13 protein-coding genes and 1 tRNA gene are annotated in these 16,394 nt (G+C 38.3%); 10 read left to right on the top strand and 4 right to left on the bottom strand.

Going from position 1 to position 16,394, the window contains the following annotated elements; translation table 11 throughout:
- Positions 1-557: 557 nt before the first annotated feature.
- From K2X50_03270 to K2X50_03260, 3 genes are all read left to right on the top strand, one after another.
- Positions 558-1,493, top strand: coding sequence for a hypothetical protein (locus K2X50_03270; protein MBX9586258.1), 936 nt, complete (start codon positions 558-560; stop codon positions 1,491-1,493).
- 143 nt (positions 1,494-1,636) lie between these two features.
- A complete protein-coding gene (locus K2X50_03265; protein MBX9586257.1) occupies positions 1,637-3,685 on the top strand; it encodes an ABC transporter substrate-binding protein in 2,049 nt (682 codons plus the stop codon).
- Positions 3,685-4,662, top strand: a complete 978-nt coding sequence (locus tag K2X50_03260; protein ID MBX9586256.1) for an ABC transporter permease — start codon at positions 3,685-3,687, stop codon at positions 4,660-4,662. Before K2X50_03265 ends, K2X50_03260 begins: the two co-directional genes overlap by 1 nt.
- Positions 4,663-4,680: 18 nt before the next feature.
- On the opposite strand, the gene K2X50_03255 is transcribed toward K2X50_03260, so the two are convergent.
- Together K2X50_03255 and K2X50_03250 are read right to left on the bottom strand one after the other, a co-directional pair.
- Positions 4,681-5,679: a hypothetical protein gene (locus K2X50_03255; protein MBX9586255.1), complete on the bottom strand. Its 999-nt coding sequence runs from the start codon at positions 5,677-5,679 to the stop codon at positions 4,681-4,683.
- Between the two features lie 33 nt (positions 5,680-5,712).
- Positions 5,713-8,517, bottom strand: coding sequence for an AMP-binding protein (locus K2X50_03250; protein MBX9586254.1), 2,805 nt, complete (start codon positions 8,515-8,517; stop codon positions 5,713-5,715).
- 161 nt (positions 8,518-8,678) lie between these two features.
- Between K2X50_03250 and K2X50_03245 the strand changes: the two genes are divergently transcribed.
- The 4 genes from K2X50_03245 to K2X50_03230 are packed head-to-tail and all read left to right on the top strand — an operon-like array spanning position 8,679 to position 13,986.
- On the top strand, positions 8,679-10,151 hold the full coding sequence (locus K2X50_03245) for a YdgA family protein (protein ID MBX9586253.1): 1,473 nt from the start codon (positions 8,679-8,681) through the stop codon (positions 10,149-10,151).
- A gap of 13 nt (positions 10,152-10,164) precedes the next feature.
- Positions 10,165-11,310 (top strand): ABC transporter permease, encoded by a 1,146-nt coding sequence (locus tag K2X50_03240; protein MBX9586252.1) that lies wholly within the window; start codon positions 10,165-10,167, stop codon positions 11,308-11,310.
- The gene (locus K2X50_03235) at positions 11,310-12,959 is read left to right on the top strand and encodes a dipeptide ABC transporter ATP-binding protein (protein MBX9586251.1); all 1,650 of its coding nucleotides are present in this window, start codon (positions 11,310-11,312) and stop codon (positions 12,957-12,959) included. The genes K2X50_03240 and K2X50_03235 overlap by 1 nt, the downstream gene beginning before the upstream one ends.
- Complete coding sequence (locus K2X50_03230; GenBank protein MBX9586250.1) at positions 12,946-13,986, top strand: enoyl-CoA hydratase/isomerase family protein; 1,041 nt, start codon at positions 12,946-12,948, stop codon at positions 13,984-13,986. The genes K2X50_03235 and K2X50_03230 overlap by 14 nt, the downstream gene beginning before the upstream one ends.
- A 44-nt stretch (positions 13,987-14,030) precedes the next feature.
- Here the strand turns inward: K2X50_03230 and K2X50_03225 are convergent.
- A tRNA-Met gene (locus tag K2X50_03225) sits at positions 14,031-14,107 on the bottom strand.
- 222 nt (positions 14,108-14,329) lie between these two features.
- On the opposite strand from K2X50_03225, the gene K2X50_03220 reads away from it, so the two are divergent.
- Genes K2X50_03220 through K2X50_03210 form a run of 3 tightly spaced genes read left to right on the top strand, consistent with a single transcriptional unit; the run spans position 14,330 to position 15,610 of the window.
- Positions 14,330-14,599 (top strand): hypothetical protein, encoded by a 270-nt coding sequence (locus K2X50_03220; protein ID MBX9586249.1) that lies wholly within the window; start codon positions 14,330-14,332, stop codon positions 14,597-14,599.
- Complete coding sequence (locus K2X50_03215; GenBank protein ID MBX9586248.1) at positions 14,580-15,215, top strand: thiamine diphosphokinase; 636 nt, start codon at positions 14,580-14,582, stop codon at positions 15,213-15,215. Before K2X50_03220 ends, K2X50_03215 begins: the two co-directional genes overlap by 20 nt.
- Positions 15,209-15,610, top strand: coding sequence for a hypothetical protein (locus tag K2X50_03210; GenBank protein MBX9586247.1), 402 nt, complete (start codon positions 15,209-15,211; stop codon positions 15,608-15,610). Before K2X50_03215 ends, K2X50_03210 begins: the two co-directional genes overlap by 7 nt.
- Here the strand turns inward: K2X50_03210 and K2X50_03205 are convergent.
- Positions 15,574-16,287, bottom strand: coding sequence for a helix-turn-helix transcriptional regulator (locus K2X50_03205; protein ID MBX9586246.1), 714 nt, complete (start codon positions 16,285-16,287; stop codon positions 15,574-15,576). The genes K2X50_03210 and K2X50_03205 overlap by 37 nt on opposite strands.
- Positions 16,288-16,394: the final 107 nt, after the last annotated feature.

Genomic DNA, 16,394 nt, shown 5'->3' with positions numbered 1-16,394 from the left:
GCTGATAAAAAAGAGCTTTAAATAGGTTCATGCATATAAAGCCATTTAATAAGATTTTATTGCTTGATTGTTATATATATACTATTTAAATGTTCATACTTAGGAAATATTGAAAAGATGTGCTATACTTAAGGTGAGCATGTAGGACGAGGATATTGTACCTGAACTATAATGCAATAGACGTTAGGGAGTGTGTTTGAATGGTGGTGTGCATGCCCGCCTTTGAGTGGGGAGCCTAAAGTCATTCTACTACTTCCGCCATATAGGAAGAGAGCTCAGTTTACTATTCTTGCCCTATTGCTCATTTATGATCAAAAACTCTGTTTCAGAGTAAAGCTTACTGCCAATAAACAATGATACTGCATAATAATGAAAAATTGCTCGCAATATTATAATAACGAATTGGCCGAACCTCTCACAGCTCAAGACGCGACGCCGTCACTATATAGGTAATAAATTACAGTGGATAGGGTAGAAGCTCTCTAGATTTGGGGCCTGGCCAGGGATATTATGTACTTGCTGAGGATTGTATGTTTTAGGATAAATGGGGGGGTATCATGGAAGTTCATATGGAATCCAAGGGGGCTCAAGAAGGCCCTGCAAGCAAATTTAATACCTTTTCAGAATTGTGTGATGTCATTTCTCTAAAAATTGATCGAGGAAATTCTAGTCATCAAATATTTATTCGTTTTTTAGATTCGATTCTCTATGATATTAAGGCTGAAACTCAAAGAAATTCATCGAAAGATACTGGGCGGGTCATAGATACACAAAAACTTGTAAAGAAAATGATTTGTAGGACGGTGTTAAGTGATTATTCTGAATTTAGAGAGATGGTTCAAGAAGCTTTGAGCGAAATACTACAAGAAGGTTCGGAATTTAAAAAAAATTTAGAGAATGAGTGGTTGCCACAAATTATCGAGATCTTTAAAGTGGCGGTTCGAGATGAACTAAAAGATAATGTGGAATTTAAGGGTAAGGAAGAAAAAGAGTGGTTAACTCCATTAATTTCATTTTTGTGTGAGCCATGTGATGAAGAACGTAAAACACCCAAAGTTACCATTTCAATGCCTCGGTTAAGACAAGAAGAGCTCAGTTCTGATACTCATCATAAAGTGCCGGTGCCCTTTTCACCCAGAGAAACACCGATCAGTCCAATAAAACAAGATCAGGGTATGTCTGCTAAATACGATTTAACGAAAGAAGTGGATTCGATCGAGCAGGATCGGCGAGTTCAAAAAAGTTCATATGAATTCAGGAATAGCTCGTATAAAAGAAGTTCAATGATTAAGTCTCATACTCCAACTCCTCCGTCGTCACCCATACGCATTGAAAAAAATCAACCTCGAAGCAAAGAGTTGCCCGAGTCAAAAAAAAATCCGCGTAGAACTTCCTTGCCAGTTAAAATATCAAATTTTTTTCAACGGAAGGGTAGGGGGCCGAAAGATGATGGCCCGTCAGGGTCTGCAGCTGGCTCAAGTTGTTCATTATAATGGTTAACAAACAGTATTTGTGAATTGACCTAACACTCTGTTATCCTTTCATTGTATCAATACATCCTTCACGAATGGATTTTATGAGCTTACGGATTAAGCATTACAAAAAATTGTTGGCAGTATCATTCCTTATTTTAGGAATGATCGGATGTGATCAAGTATGGAATAATCCACACGAATCTGATGCCATGGATGAAAAGATCGGATACAGTTCTTTTTCTGAACCCCCTAAAACACTGGATCCTGCCAAATCCTATTCGGCAGATGAGGTCCGATTCACTGCGCAAATATATGAACCACTTCTTCAGTATAATTACCTTAAGCGTCCTTATACGTTGGAACCATTAACTGCAGCCTCACTTCCAAAGGTTGATATTGTGAATGAAAATGGAGTTGTTTTCAGTCGATATGATATTACAATAAAGCCAAAAATTTATTATCATCCGCATCCCGCCTTTGTTCGTCAAGAAAATGGTCAGTTTAATTATCATCAAATGAATGAGGATGTACTTGAATCAATAGATGAGTTGAGTGATTTTTCCGTTAACGGTACTCGCGAATTAGTTTCTGACGATTATATTTATGAAATAAAAAGACTTGCTGATCCTCGGGTTTCCTCGCCCATTTACGGAGTAATGTCACAATATATTGTAGGTATGAAAGAATTTCACGACGCTATATTGGAGATGATGAAGAAAAAGAGTGCAATTGATTTGCGAGATCTCGAAATATCAGGCGTGAAGAAAATTGATGCGTACCGTTTTCAAATTACATTAAAAGGAAAATATCCTCAATTTAGTTATTGGCTTGCTATGCCATTTTTTTCACCGGTCCCGTGGGAGGTTGATAGATTTTATTCGCAACCAGGACTGAGTGAGCATAATTTAACATTAGCATGGTTTCCTGTGGGTACCGGGCCTTATTATTTATCAGAAAATAATCCTAATCAGCGTATGGTGTTACGTGAGAATCCATTTTATCAACGTGATTATTTTCCGGGGGTTAGTGATGATTCTAGTGATATTGCAAAGGGCTATTTAGTCAATGCTGGGAAAAAACTGCCGCTTGTTAAAAAATTTGTTTATACACTCGAGAAAGAATCGATTCCACGTTGGAATAAATTCCTACAAGGTTTTTATGATAGTTCAGCAATAGGTTCAGATAGTTTTGATCAGGCGATACGAGTTGATGAAAATGGTGTGCCCGATTTGACGCCCGAATTAAAAGATCATGGGATTCGATTAGAAACAGTCGTCAGCCCGAGTATTTTTTATATGGGTTTTAATATGTTGGATCCTATAGTGGGTGGTACCAGTGAGAAAAGTAAGAAATTGAGGCAGGCTATTTCAGCAGCGATCGATTTCAACGAATATATTGCCATATTTGATAATGGTCGTGGGTTAGCTGCTCAAGGGCCAATTCCTCCAGGAATTTTTGGTTATGTGGATGATAAAAATGCTGTGACACATTTATCGTTAGTGCAGGCTAAACAATTATTGAGTGAAGCAGGATACCCGAATGGACGAGATGAACGCTCAGGGCAACCATTACTGCTAAATTACGATGTGCCTTCATCGAGCGGGCCCGACGATAAAGCCCGATTTGATTGGCTGAGAAAACAATTCGCCAAATTAAACATTGAGCTCAACATCCGCAGTACCGAATACAATCGATTTCAAGAAAACATGAGAACAGGTGCTGAGCAGATTTTTATGTGGGGTTGGAATGCTGACTATCCTGATCCAGAAAATTTTCTTTTCTTGCTGTATGGCCCTAACGGAAAAGTAAAATATGGGGGAGAGAATGCGGCAAATTATACTAATTCTGAATTCGATCAATTGTTTGATAAAATGAAAAACATGGAAAATTCTGATGAAAGAGCCGCCATTATACAGAAAATGATTGACATAGTGCGCCAAGATGCTCCATGGGTCTTCGGGGTTTTCCCTAAGGATTATGTATTGAATCATCAGTGGATGTCGCCTGTTAAAATAAACGTTATCGCCAATAATACATTGAAATTTGTTGATCTAAATCCTTCTTTGAGGGCAAAATTAATCTCGAAATGGAATCACCCCCGTATTTGGCCTATTATGGTGATCATAGGATTATTCCTTGTGTTGTTTATACCCGTTATAATTAGCTATATCCGTCGAGAGCACACCTCCATTAAAAAGGTAAAGCGCTAATGTGGACCTACATCATTCGTCGTATTTTATATGCAATACCCATTTTGATTGGTGTTAATACCTTAACGTTCTTATTGTTTTTTATTGTTAATTCTCCCGATGATATTGCCAGAATGCATTTAGGAAATAAACATGTCACTCAAGTTGAAATCAGTGCTTGGAAAAAAAACGAAGGATATGATAAACCTCTTTTCTATCATGCAGATAAAAATGGATTTTCAAAGTTTAGAGATACGTTGTTTACAACTAAATCACTTGATTTATTTACATTTAAGTTTGGCATCTCAGATAGCGGTCGTGATATCAGTAATGATATTTACCAAAGAATGTGGCCATCATTGGCAGTTGCCATTCCCTCATTAATTGTAGGATTATTTTTTGATATCACAGTGGCTATGCTAATGGCGTTTTTTCGTGGGACGTATGTGGATTATACGGGGGTTGCGGTATGTGTAATATTAATGTCCATTTCGTCATTGTTTTATATAATGGGAGGACAATTTATTATTGCAAAGCTGCTTAGATTAGTGCCGATTTCTGGTTATGAAACCGGTTTTGACGCTTTTAAATTTCTAATTTTGCCTGTTATTATTGGCGTCGTGAGCGGTGTTGGTGCGGGCGCTCGATGGTATAGAACAATATTTTTAGAAGAGATCAACAAGGAATATGTAAGAACTGCACGGGCCAAAGGGCTTTCAGAACAAAAAGTGTTGTTCACCCACATTTTAAAAAATGCTATGTTACCCATCCTGACTGGAATTGTTGCAATTTTGCCATTGTTATTTATGGGAAGTTTAATTTTAGAATCTTTTTTTGGGATTCCTGGCTTAGGAAGCTATACTATTGATGCAATTAGGATGCAAGATTTTGATATCGTTAGAGTGATGGTTTTTTTAGGAACAGTATTATACATTCTGGGATTGGTGCTCACCGACATTTCCTATGTGCTCGTCGATCCTCGTGTAAGATTGAAATAACGGTTACAGAATAATTGCTTATTCAAGCAGAGTATCAACGAACAAATAGTCATCTTTTGCATCCCAGTTAATGCTCCATGTCATCACACCTCCAAGATTAGGGTATGTAGTTGACGGTGTATATTTAGCACATTCTTCACCGTTTTTTAGGCAGGCTAGTGCTTTTTTGATAACTGTTGGGTCTGCATAACCGCGATTTGCTGCTCGTTTTGTTGCAGGTAGTCCGATGACATATTTTGAGTCTGGATCTGTTATGCCTCTTTTCTTCCAAGATTGAATAGTGCTATCAGCTTGTGAAACAATAAAATCTTGAGTGCCAGGTTCATAGCATGGACTATTTGCTTTATAACTTCGTTTACACGTCGTATTATATAATTGTACCGATACTAAATTAATTAAACCCGAGTTAATAACTCGGTCGTATTTACCTTGAGAAGTTTGCCAATGTACGTCAACGGCGTCTGGGGCAACAGTAAATAATAATGGATCACCTTTGTTCTGGTAATCATCGTGTAATTTTTGGGTGACATTGAGAAGATAAGTTGATTCTAGGCTGTTTATTTTGCTTTCGAGGTCATAATCGATGCCATTGAATCCATAGTCATCAATGATTTTTTCAAGTGATTGTACAAATTCATTTGCTTTCTTTTCGTTATCAACGTGTAAAGATGAGTTCGAGCTACCGCCACCAATGGACAGTATAACTTTGATCCCTCTATTTTGGAGGGTTTGAATATCTTCTTTGAACGCATCAAGGCTGTTCACTATCCCTTTATACGCAGGGGCTTGTAAATTAAAGACCACGGTTCCATTTGTATTTACTGTAGCAAAAGCAATATTTACTATAGAATATCCTCTTGGAACATCAGTAAGACGAATTGATGATGCGGGGTTTTTGAAGTTTTGATAATAGCCAATTAATAAAGGATGGGTATTCGTATTCTTGGGTTTTGGATAAGCAAAAGAAGGCATCATAAGCAATGAGCAAATAAAAAACGGTATGGCTTTATCAATCATTGTCATTTCCTCAAAATGGTTTCTATATCCAGGTTAAGATTGTACACCAGCACGAACTAAATGAAGAGTTCCTTCGCCGCAGTGTTCACTAATTTGTTGTTTTATTATGGTTCTCAGTCGAATGGCTTCATTAAATTCTTCGCTTTCAGGCATAATGGGTTCACCAACCCAGATGCGAAGAAATGAAGGTGAAAACAATTTATTGCTTCCAGTCAGCATAGTTCGAGTGCCGCGAAGTGCAATCGGGCAAAGAGGAATTTGGGTCTCGGCTGCGAGTTTAAATGCGCCTAATTTAAAGGGTAACAATCCAATTGAAGAGGAGAATGTTCCTTCGGGAAATATTAAGATGGAATTTTTTTCATCCAGGGCACTTTTGATATGTCCCATATCTTGAAGGCTATTAACAAAATCAAGTCGATCAACGGTTAGATAACGTAAATGTTTAACAAATGAGCGCAACAATGATGCGCTGAGTATTTCTTTCTTACCAACAAATCGTACGCCAGCAGGTAATGCTGCGATGAGTAGCAGTGAATCTACATAACTTGCATGGTTAGAGACATAAATCATGGCTTGGTTTTGTTTTAAAAATTTCTTGCCATCAACTTTGATAGGACATCCTAAGAGTAAAAAAATTAATTTTGCCCAATATTTTATGGCTAAAGAATTTGCTCTATAGGGTAAAATCGTGATCAGTAACCACAGTGGTGGTATAAATACAGCCATGACGGCACTTAAATAAGTAGTATAAATCAGCTTGGCAACAGTTGTTAAATACCCAAGACATTTTTTTACGGCGATAACGACGAATAGTTTGCTCATTTGCATGACTATTGGGGTATGTTTGTGAATAAGTCGGCCCTGCTCATAGGCTTTTTTGCACGCGTTTCGTTGTAATTTTCCGCTCGATGTTTTTGATATTGTTTCAGGAGGAGCAGTAATGACTTCGTCTGGCGGAATTCCAATTGTTATTGCGACACGTTCTATGATGGCGGCTTGAATACTGTCTTGGGTTTCTTTATTTTTTTCGTGTGTTTCTGCGACAATAATTAATTTTTCAGTGCCCTTACGTTTGTCTGCGGTACCAAATGCTATCACTCGACCTTTTCGTACGCCCGGCACTTGTTCAACAATATCTTCAACTTCTTGAGGATAAATATTACGGCCTGATTTAATAATAAGGTCTTTAGCTCGACCAGTTATGTAAAGATTGCCATCCGCAATATAACCAAGATCGCCAGTGGACCACCACCCGTTATGAAAAGCAGCTTCAGTTGCGGTGAGATTCTGAAAATAACCTTGCATCGCTGAAGGGCCTTGAAATTGTAAGTGACCTACATTGCGTTCAGGTAATTCAATGTCGGTGTCATCAACAATTCGAATTTTATGATCAGGAATGGGTTTTCCACATGAAACAAATTCATGGAATTTTTTTGTGTTAGAAAGTGCTGGTTTTGCGATATTTGTTTCATCCATGGTGACACGATCGACTCGGTCGATTTTTGGTTCTTTGCCTAAATCAGGAATGGTAAGTGCCACGGAATTTTCAGCAAGTCCATAAACAGGGGCGAGAGAAGTAGCTTTAAAACCATAGGGAGTAAATTTTTTGATAAATCGTTCAATCGTTCGTGGATAAATTGCCTCGGCACCATTAAAGGCAAATCGCCAAGAACTTAAATCAAGTCCCGCTAATTTTTTTTCGTTAATTTTGCTGAGACAAAGTTCATATGCAAAATTTGGTGCGGCGGAAATTGTGGCGCGATGATAGTGAATGGCCCACAACCATTTTTCCGGATGCGTTAAAAAAGTGATGGGAGACATAATTGTGATTGGAACACCGTAGTATAAACTTCCTAACCAGGTTCCTATGAGTCCCATATCGTGATAAAGAGGTAGCCAACTGACTACTACATCAGTGGGCTGAATATTAAGGACTTTTCCAATGCAGCGAATGTTGTTCAACAAATTAGCATGAGTGAGTTGTACACCTTTAGGGTCGCCGGTGCTGCCTGAAGTATATTGAATAAGAGCAAGTTGCTGATTATTTAAACTGGGTAATGGCAATAGATCTTGATTCGTAGAAAGTTCAGATACTGTTGTCACGTCATTTAAGCAGGTTACATATTGGCGTAAAACATTCGATAGTGTGGAAACAGTCGGAAATGTAATTAATGTATGAGCCATTGCATTAGTAAGAATTTTAGTTTCATGTTTAATGTATTCTTCTATGAGGTTTGCTCTAAATGGTGGGTAAATTGGGACGGGTATTCCACCGGCTAATAAGATGCCAAAAAATGCACTGAAAAAATCGGAGGAAGTTGGCAGCATTATGGCGACGGTTTGCTGAGGAGATAATCCACGATGCATTAAACCTTGTGCAACAGCCGTGGCCGATTCCAATAATTTTCCGTAAGAGATGATGCTCTCTTCGCCGTGACTATCGTGAAGATAGATGTGAGGTCGATTGGGTTCTTGTGTGCCATATTGATAAAGTAAGTCAACCAAAGTTGTAGCCGATTGAGGATTGATCACGCTGGCTTTAAGATGAGGAACATGCGCTCCGGTAGATGGCTTTAGTGAGGGATTAGCTTTTTTGATAGCTACGGCAAGGTCTTGAAGAGATACTGCCTCGGTGAGCAATATTTCTGGTAGTGTAATATTGAACGCTTGCTCGGTACGATGTAATAGCTCAGCCTTTTCTACGCTCCCTATTCCTAATTCTCTCTGTAAGTCAGCTGACATTGAGACAATATTGAGGGCTCGTTGATGCTCAAGATCAACGAGAAGTTGCCGTGTAATACTCAGCAGTTGATCTTCAATGTCCAGTGATTGCTCCAACCTGATTACCCTTAAAATGTTTGTCCAAAGAATAGTTAAGTTTAACGATTATCTCGATTTGGTCAATAACAAGGATTCGAACTAAGTTGCGCCCCCTTACGCGTAACGTTATTATAACTTGTGTATGCTGACTGGAACAAAGGACTGTTGGAGTAGTTTTGATGAAAAAGCTAGTTATCACCATGCTATGTGTTGGTGGCCTATTGTTAATTTTGCCATTTGGAATGGGGATTCTGGCGGAACAAGTAATTAAAAGAAACTATACCGGATTGGATATAGAGCATTATCATCGGGGTTGGTTTAGCTCCACAGCAACAATTAACGTTCGATTACATTCCGCCAAACTTTCTGGGGCGATTTCAAAATATTTATCACCACTACTCCAAGTTGAATATCAATTGGCGAGCGAAAAAAATATTCCTTTTGTCCTCGATTTATCCATTCAGCATGGACCTGTTATATTTCAGAGCAATAACAATTTTAATATTCGATTCGGACTCGCATTAATAAATTCCTCAGTTGATTTACCCTGGAACGATCACGGAATACGATGGATAAAAAAAATTGTTGGTGATAAAAAATTAGTGACTAGTGCATCATTGATTCACTATTTTGGTGATGTATCTAATGAGTCTAAGGTCGCTGATGTCAATTATACGGATGTTGATAATAATTGGCAATTAAAATGGTCAGGTCTCAGAATGATAAGTGATGCCTCAAATGATATGAAAAAATTTGCTTTTAATAGCACAATAGCTCCGGTTTTCGTCTCTGATTTGAAGGGAAATCCAATTTTTAGTTCATCACCAGTTCAGATTGATGTCGATATGAAGCAGGGAATTTATACTTTATGGTTTGGAGATTTGAATTTTAGAGTCGATAACATAAAGCTAATAAGCAATTCAAGACCAATTATGGCTATTTCTGGAATCAAGGCGGCTCAACACAGCGATTTTAAAGATGAAAAAATAACGACAGTGATGAAATATCAAGTAGATAAATTAGAGCTACAAGATCAACATTATGGTCCTACAAATTTAGTTGTTCAAGTGAATGGCCTTTCTGGAAGAGAATTAAAATCTGTTTCTGAAAGGGTGAGGATTATGGATTTAGAATCCATGCCAGAAGAACAATTACGATGGGTTGGGTTGCAGTTGTTGCCCGATCTAATACATATGATTAATGGGGCTTCTCTTGATGTTGCATTTAATACAAAAGCTCCAGCGGGTGATGTCAATATAAAATTAGCTATAGCTACAACAGCTCAAGAGAAGGGGATTGTTGACCCATTCGTTTTGGCTAAAAGCATAACAGGGCAATGTGCTCTCACGATTCCGAAGTCTTTGCTTAAATCAATATTATCCAATGAGGCTGAAATAGCGATTAATGCCGCAATAACTAAAAATGCAAAAGAACGAGCGGAGTTGCCTGATTATACTCAAGCCACGCAGATAGCAGAAACCGCGGCAGATGAGCATTTGGCCTCACTGCAACAGGATGGATGGTTAATTATCAAGGGTGAAAATTATGTAGGAAATTATGAGTTGAAAGAAGGTAAACTTTTCTCAAATGGAAAACTCATGTTTGATTTTCTAGGGATTTTTCAGTTGCCAATATCAATTGAGACGCATTAATTCGGAGGCCTGGATGCTATTCCAATGGGTAATATTAACAACAGATGCGTTGCTATATCTATTATTGATTAGTGTGTTAATTTTTATTTTTTGGGTGCGTCGACATGAACAATGGCTTTTGCCTTGGCAACAAGTTGGGCGCAATAAACTGGCAATGGTGGCGTGTATTGTATTAATTTTGTTTTCAGTCGTTGCGGTTTTAGATTCAATTCATTTTAGGCCAGCTGTGGTCAAAGGTAATCATCAACAACGTTATTATTCTGCACATGTCGTCAGTGTTCTTGATCAAATTTTGGCTCCAATAGGTCAGCAATACGAACAAACCTATTCGGCACCTATGGCAACTCATTCATTTGTGAAATCTAATATTACCTTTCCAACTGGCCAACAAAATCGTAATTATCCACCGCTTGCTCATTACCACATTTTAGGAACTGATAAAGTAGGCGCCGATGTTTTTTACCAATCCCTTAAAAGTGTGCGTACAGGGATTATTATAGGCACTATTACGACCCTAGTCATGTTACCTTTTGCTTTGCTTTTGGGAATGATGGCAGGCTTTTTTGGTGGATGGATTGATGACATTATTCAGTATCTCTATACAACCTTAAGTTCTATACCGGGTGTGCTACTAATTTCAGCGTCAGTTATTTCCATTCAGGTTTATATCAGTAATCATCCAATGACATTTCAAACCAACGCTGAACGTGCTGATATTCGATTGCTCGCTTTGTGTGTGATTTTGGGTGTAACAAGTTGGACATCGTTGTGTCGTTTATTGAGAGCTGAAACTTTGAAAATCCGAGAAATGGATTATGTTAGGGCGGCAACTGCTCTCGGTGTAACGAGATTCAAAATAATTTTACGTCATATTTTTCCGAACGTTCTGCATATTGTTTTGATCACTATCGTGCTTGATTTTAGTTCGTTAGTTCTTGCTGAAGCAGTTTTGTCTTATGTTGGCGTTGGCGTGGATCCAACGTCATTTAGTTGGGGAAATATGATTAATAGTGCGCGTTTGGATCTTGCGAGAGAACCGGCTGTATGGTGGCCACTTTTTTCTGCATTTCTGTTTATGTTCACGCTCGTATTAGCGGCTAATCTTTTTTCAGATGCTGTGCGTGACGCTTTTGATCCACGATTACGGGATGCACATTAATGTCAGTGAATCAAGCGCTTTTACAAATTGATAATCTATGTGTTGGATTAAAGACATGCGATGAAATCAGACCTGTTGTGAAGCATGTCACTTTTTCTATTGAAGCGGGTAAAACACTTGCCTTAGTGGGGGAGTCGGGCAGTGGTAAAACGCTGACATCATTGTCAATAATGCAGTTATTACCATTGAATGGTGTGATTTCTCAAACCAGTACTATTGCGTTTGAAGGAAAAGATCTTCTAACGTGCACAGAATTGGAAATGCGAAAAATTCGCGGTGGAAAAATTGGAATGATTTTTCAAGAGGCGATGACAGCATTGAATCCGGTTTTAACAATCGGACATCAAGTTAATGAAGTGTTGAGAATTCATAAGCCAACAATGTCTCGAAAACAGCGCCACAATAAAATCGTAGCTTTATTAGCGGAAGTGGGTATTGCTGAGCCTGCTAGTTGTGCAAAAAAATATCCATTCGAACTTTCGGGTGGAATGAAACAACGAGCTATGATCGCAGTGGCATTAGCGGGTGAACCAAAATTATTGATTGCTGATGAACCCACAACAGCATTAGATGTGACTATACAAAAACAGGTGTTAGATAAGTTAAAAGAAATTCAAACTCAACGTAAAATGGGCATTTTATTTATTACCCATAATCTTGGAGTTGTATATCAAATGGCTGATTATGTTATTGTGATGAAGGAAGGTGAAATCGTTGAACAAGCTGAGACAAAACAATTTTTTCAAAATCCGCAACATCCTTATAGTCAGCAATTATTGACTGCAGTAGCAGATTGGCGAAACATATTACCCTGTCATCCGCCTACACAAAAACCCATTGCACAAATTGAAAATCTCAAGATTCACTTTCCAATCCGAAAAGGATTGTTTAAACGAGTAGTGGGTTCAGTAAAAGCTGTGGACGGAGTGAGTTTAAATCTCTATCCAGGTAGAACGTTGGCGCTGGTAGGTGAATCAGGCTCTGGAAAAACAACAACAGGACTTGGAATTTTACAATTACTATCAATTACTGATGGGAGTGTAATTTACAAGGGTGAACAGCTTGTGAATGCTCAGCACGCGCAATTACAAAAATTACGTGCAAAATTTCAAATGATTTTCCAAGATCCTTATTCGTCAATGAATCCACGAATGATCGTCAAAGATATTATTGCAGAAGGTATGATTACACAAAAAATTGGAAAGAATGAGCAAGAGCGAGATAAATTTGTTCAGGATTTATTAATTAAAGTAGGTTTAGATCCTGAATACCGTTATCGTTTCCCACACGAGTTTTCTGGTGGGCAGCGTCAACGAATTTGTATTGCTCGAGCATTGGCTGTTCAGCCCGAGTGTATCATTTGCGATGAGCCCACAAGCTCATTGGATGTCAGTATACAACAGCACGTTTTAAATTTATTACAATCATTACAATCTGAAATGCAATTATCCTATCTAATGATCACCCATGATTTTGCTGTAGTGTCAAAAATGGCTCACGATGTGGCAGTGATGCGCGCAGGAAAAATTGTGGAGTCGGGTTCTGTTGAAGATATTTTGATACATCCACAACATCCTTACACGAAAGAATTACTGTCCGCAGTTCCTCACTTTAATCACCAGCGAGAACAAGACAATGAGTCACTCTGATATTGAAATCACTCAACTCCCTGCAAAAAAAGGTGAAATTGCTTTAATCACATTGAATAGGCCTCAAGCGCTCAATGCGCTTACCATGTCCATGTGTAAGATTATTGATGGGCATCTTCTGCAATGGCAGCAAGACGACAATATTAAGGCAGTGATAATTCAAGGTGCGGGTGATCGTGCATTTTGTGCAGGAGGTGATGTGCGTATTGTAAGTGAAATTGCGCGCACTGATTCAGAACAAGCAATGAATTTTTTTAGACAAGAATATCAAATGAATCGTCGATTATTTCATTTTAATAAACCGTATGTTGCTTTATTGCATGGAATTACGATGGGCGGTGGGTTAGGAGTTTCTGTGCATGGTTCTCATCGTGTTGCCGACGAATCTCTTCAATTAGCTATGCCCGAAACAGGTATTGGTTTTTATCCGGACATAGGCGGTAGTCATTTTTTATCTCATTGTCCAGGAAAATTAGGTTGGTATCTTGGTTTATCGGGCGATATAGTGAATGCGTATGATGCATTATATCTAGGATTAATCGATTTTGTTATTGATAAACGAGATTTCGCTAATGTGATCGAAGAAATGACAACGTTAGATTTTGATCATGATGCGCACATGCAAGTTTCAGAGTTATTGAAACGTTGGCAATTGACTGTTCAGCAAAGCCCATTATTAAATGATCAAATCGAAATTGATCGCTGCTTTTCTGCAAGTACAATTGAAGAAATTATTCAGAATTTATCAGCATCAACATCTGAAAGATGCGCCGTGATTTTAGCTCTTCTCAAACAAAAATCGCCTACCAGTCTTAAAATAACATTTAAACTTTTAAATCAAGCATTGTTACAAGATTTTGATGCGTGCATGGATTTCGAGTTGAAACTCACAGAACGTTTTTTGCAGCACCCCGATTTTGCTGAAGGCGTTCGCGCAGCCATCATCGATAAAGATCGTAAACCTCGTTGGCAGCCTGCGAATCTGAGCGAAGTGGACGATGATTTGCTGGCGCAATGGGCTACGTAAACAATTGTTGCGAGTGGCAAAAGATTTCTAATGAGAGAGGAAGTTGGTGGCTATGGGTGGACTCGAACCACCGACCCCGGCATTATGAATGCCATGCTCTAACCAGCTGAGCTACATAGCCATGAGAAGCCAAGAATAGTGCCGTTTTAGCCCGCTTCTGTCAAGTCGAAGCAGGCTTAATCATTTACGCCATGACCGTCTTTGATATATAATCGAGCCTACATTAGGGGTGCTCAGGGCCAGCCTGGGCTGAGAAGCCACTCGCTAACCCTTTAAAGCCTAGATCCCAACTGCATAGTCTAGGTAGAACCTGATCTCAATAATCTGAGCGGAGGAAAATGTTATGTTTATTGTACAATCCATTTTTGGTTTTATTGCGCTAATTACCTCATTCATTGGTTTTCTACCACAATCCTACAAAGCCTATAAGACACGATCGACTCATGACATATCAATGTTGATGGTGTTGAATTATTTACTATGCTCTTTGGCGTGGATTGTTTATGGCACATTTATTCAGGCCGGTTTTGTGGTTGCGAGTAATATTGTGTGTTTATTGAGTAGCATATTGTTGATTGTACAAAAACGGTATTATGATAATGCTGGACGATAGTCGATTTCGTTCCATTCTTTGTCTCAATGGTGAATTACCAGAGCGTGAATTTTTTCTACGCAATTTACCGATAATTGCAGCGGATGGCGCTTTTCTCAAATTGCAGAAAATGAATATTAAACCTCATATGACTATTGGAGATTTCGATAGCGTCACTAAAGAAGATTTAAAGGATTATGATCATCTTCACATGCCTGATCAAAGTTCTTCCGATTTTCAAAAATGTTTATCCTACATGACTGAAGAAAATTTATTGCCTGCAATCATTGTAGGAGTTCATGGCGGTTTTGTTGATCATATCATTCAAAATATTAATATTTTTTTAAAAACAGATTCTGCCTTTTATGCGCCTCCTATTTATGGATTTACAATTAAAAACACAGAGGTTCAGCGAATCACAGTAAAAAAAGGACAGAAAATTTCGTTGTTAGGAATGCCCTCTGCAATTGTCGATACCAAAGGATTAAAATGGGATTTAAATCGGTCAGAATTAACATTCCCAGGGCGTAGCGCTTGTTTTAATCGAGCTAATCAAGATTTTGTTGATATAACTGTTCATGAAGGCAGTTTACTAGTCTTGATTTATTTAGAGGCAATCGATGATGCAGGGTGGTAAAATATGCAGGGATTTCAAACGCATTTTTTCTCAATGCTGATGGTTTTTTAACAGCAATAAATGAGTGCTCCCGTAGCCAATCGATATCAACAAGCACATTAGCAATTTATTCAGATTGGATGAAAGGCGATTTTCTGAAACGTGACAAAAGCGAACCATTTCTTAGAGAAATATTACAAGGCATTGTAAAACATTACACTAAACAAATATCCTGGCGCAATCTCGTCAGCGAAATGACCATTGATCATACTCAAACTGTTATAGATTACATTAGCTTATTAGAAGCAATGAATGCCGTGTTTGTTCAAAGTGCACTACTGGAAGATAAGCTACTAGGTGCTCCGAAAAAACAACGTAATCAACCGCTTTTTTCTTTCTTACCAAGCAGAGATTGAGGGATAAATAGGCCAGCCCCGCTGGCAATTGTTTTCTCAAACAATTGAGATTGATTTTGGCAGCCCATTTTTTCTTTTATTTTTGTACGGTGCTTTTCAATGGTTCTAGGACTTCTGCCTAAACGTCGCGCAATTTCCTTTGACGACATACCTCGAAGCATCAAAAATAATATTTCTGATTGGAGTACGCTCAAATCAAAATTATCATAATTCGTTTTCAGTTGATAAGATTGTTGCTGATTAATTCGATGGCATTTCCCAATCGGTGAAGTCAGTGCTATTACAGATCGCATTATTGGACAGTCAGTCACATCCATTGCATGAGAGGATATCCCTATCATTTCTCCTCTTGAATTAAATAAAGGAGATTTTCTATCATAATGTACTCTCCAAGCACCGTCGATATAGCGACAATATTCGATACTAGTGACGGGTTTACCTGTGCGTATCACTTCCTGGTCTGCAGCGATAAATTTATCAGCTAAGTCTGAGGCTTCGCAGGGCATTGCAAAATCATTAAAGTTATTAAATGAAGCATTAGATGATTTAAAGCCTACCAATCTCGCAAATTCATTATTCATCATTCGATAGTTGCTTTGCAAATCTTTCCAAAAAATGCAATCAGTGGATTTATTGTATGTATTAATCGCTTCTCGGATAGTGTTTTCATGAAACATCGTGATACCCCTCATTTCATCATATGCCGTCAACGGATCAGAACAGACCCATTACATGCAAACTTTAAGGATTATACACATTTTTTAAGGCTACTGAATGGGTATTT

The sequence above is a fragment of the Gammaproteobacteria bacterium genome, assembly GCA_019748175.1.
In the GTDB taxonomy this organism is placed as follows: Bacteria; Pseudomonadota; Gammaproteobacteria; order JAIEPX01; family JAIEPX01; genus JAIEPX01.
Note: the sequence above shows the minus strand (reverse complement) of the source record. Positions and strands in the feature narration are given on the sequence as shown.

Coding starts and splice junctions, on each gene's coding strand:
- K2X50_03270 (MBX9586258.1), top strand. CDS start 558: ATGGAAGTTCATATGGAATCCAAGGGGGCTCAAGAAGGCCCTGCAAGC.
- K2X50_03265 (MBX9586257.1), top strand. CDS start 1,637: ATGATCGGATGTGATCAAGTATGGAATAATCCACACGAATCTGATGCC.
- K2X50_03260 (MBX9586256.1), top strand. CDS start 3,685: ATGTGGACCTACATCATTCGTCGTATTTTATATGCAATACCCATTTTG.
- K2X50_03255 (MBX9586255.1), bottom strand. CDS start 5,679: ATGATTGATAAAGCCATACCGTTTTTTATTTGCTCATTGCTTATGATG.
- K2X50_03245 (MBX9586253.1), top strand. CDS start 8,679: ATGAAAAAGCTAGTTATCACCATGCTATGTGTTGGTGGCCTATTGTTA.
- K2X50_03240 (MBX9586252.1), top strand. CDS start 10,165: ATGCTATTCCAATGGGTAATATTAACAACAGATGCGTTGCTATATCTA.
- K2X50_03235 (MBX9586251.1), top strand. CDS start 11,310: ATGTCAGTGAATCAAGCGCTTTTACAAATTGATAATCTATGTGTTGGA.
- K2X50_03230 (MBX9586250.1), top strand. CDS start 12,946: ATGAGTCACTCTGATATTGAAATCACTCAACTCCCTGCAAAAAAAGGT.
- K2X50_03220 (MBX9586249.1), top strand. CDS start 14,330: ATGTTTATTGTACAATCCATTTTTGGTTTTATTGCGCTAATTACCTCA.
- K2X50_03215 (MBX9586248.1), top strand. CDS start 14,580: ATGATAATGCTGGACGATAGTCGATTTCGTTCCATTCTTTGTCTCAAT.
- K2X50_03205 (MBX9586246.1), bottom strand. CDS start 16,287: ATGTTTCATGAAAACACTATCCGAGAAGCGATTAATACATACAATAAA.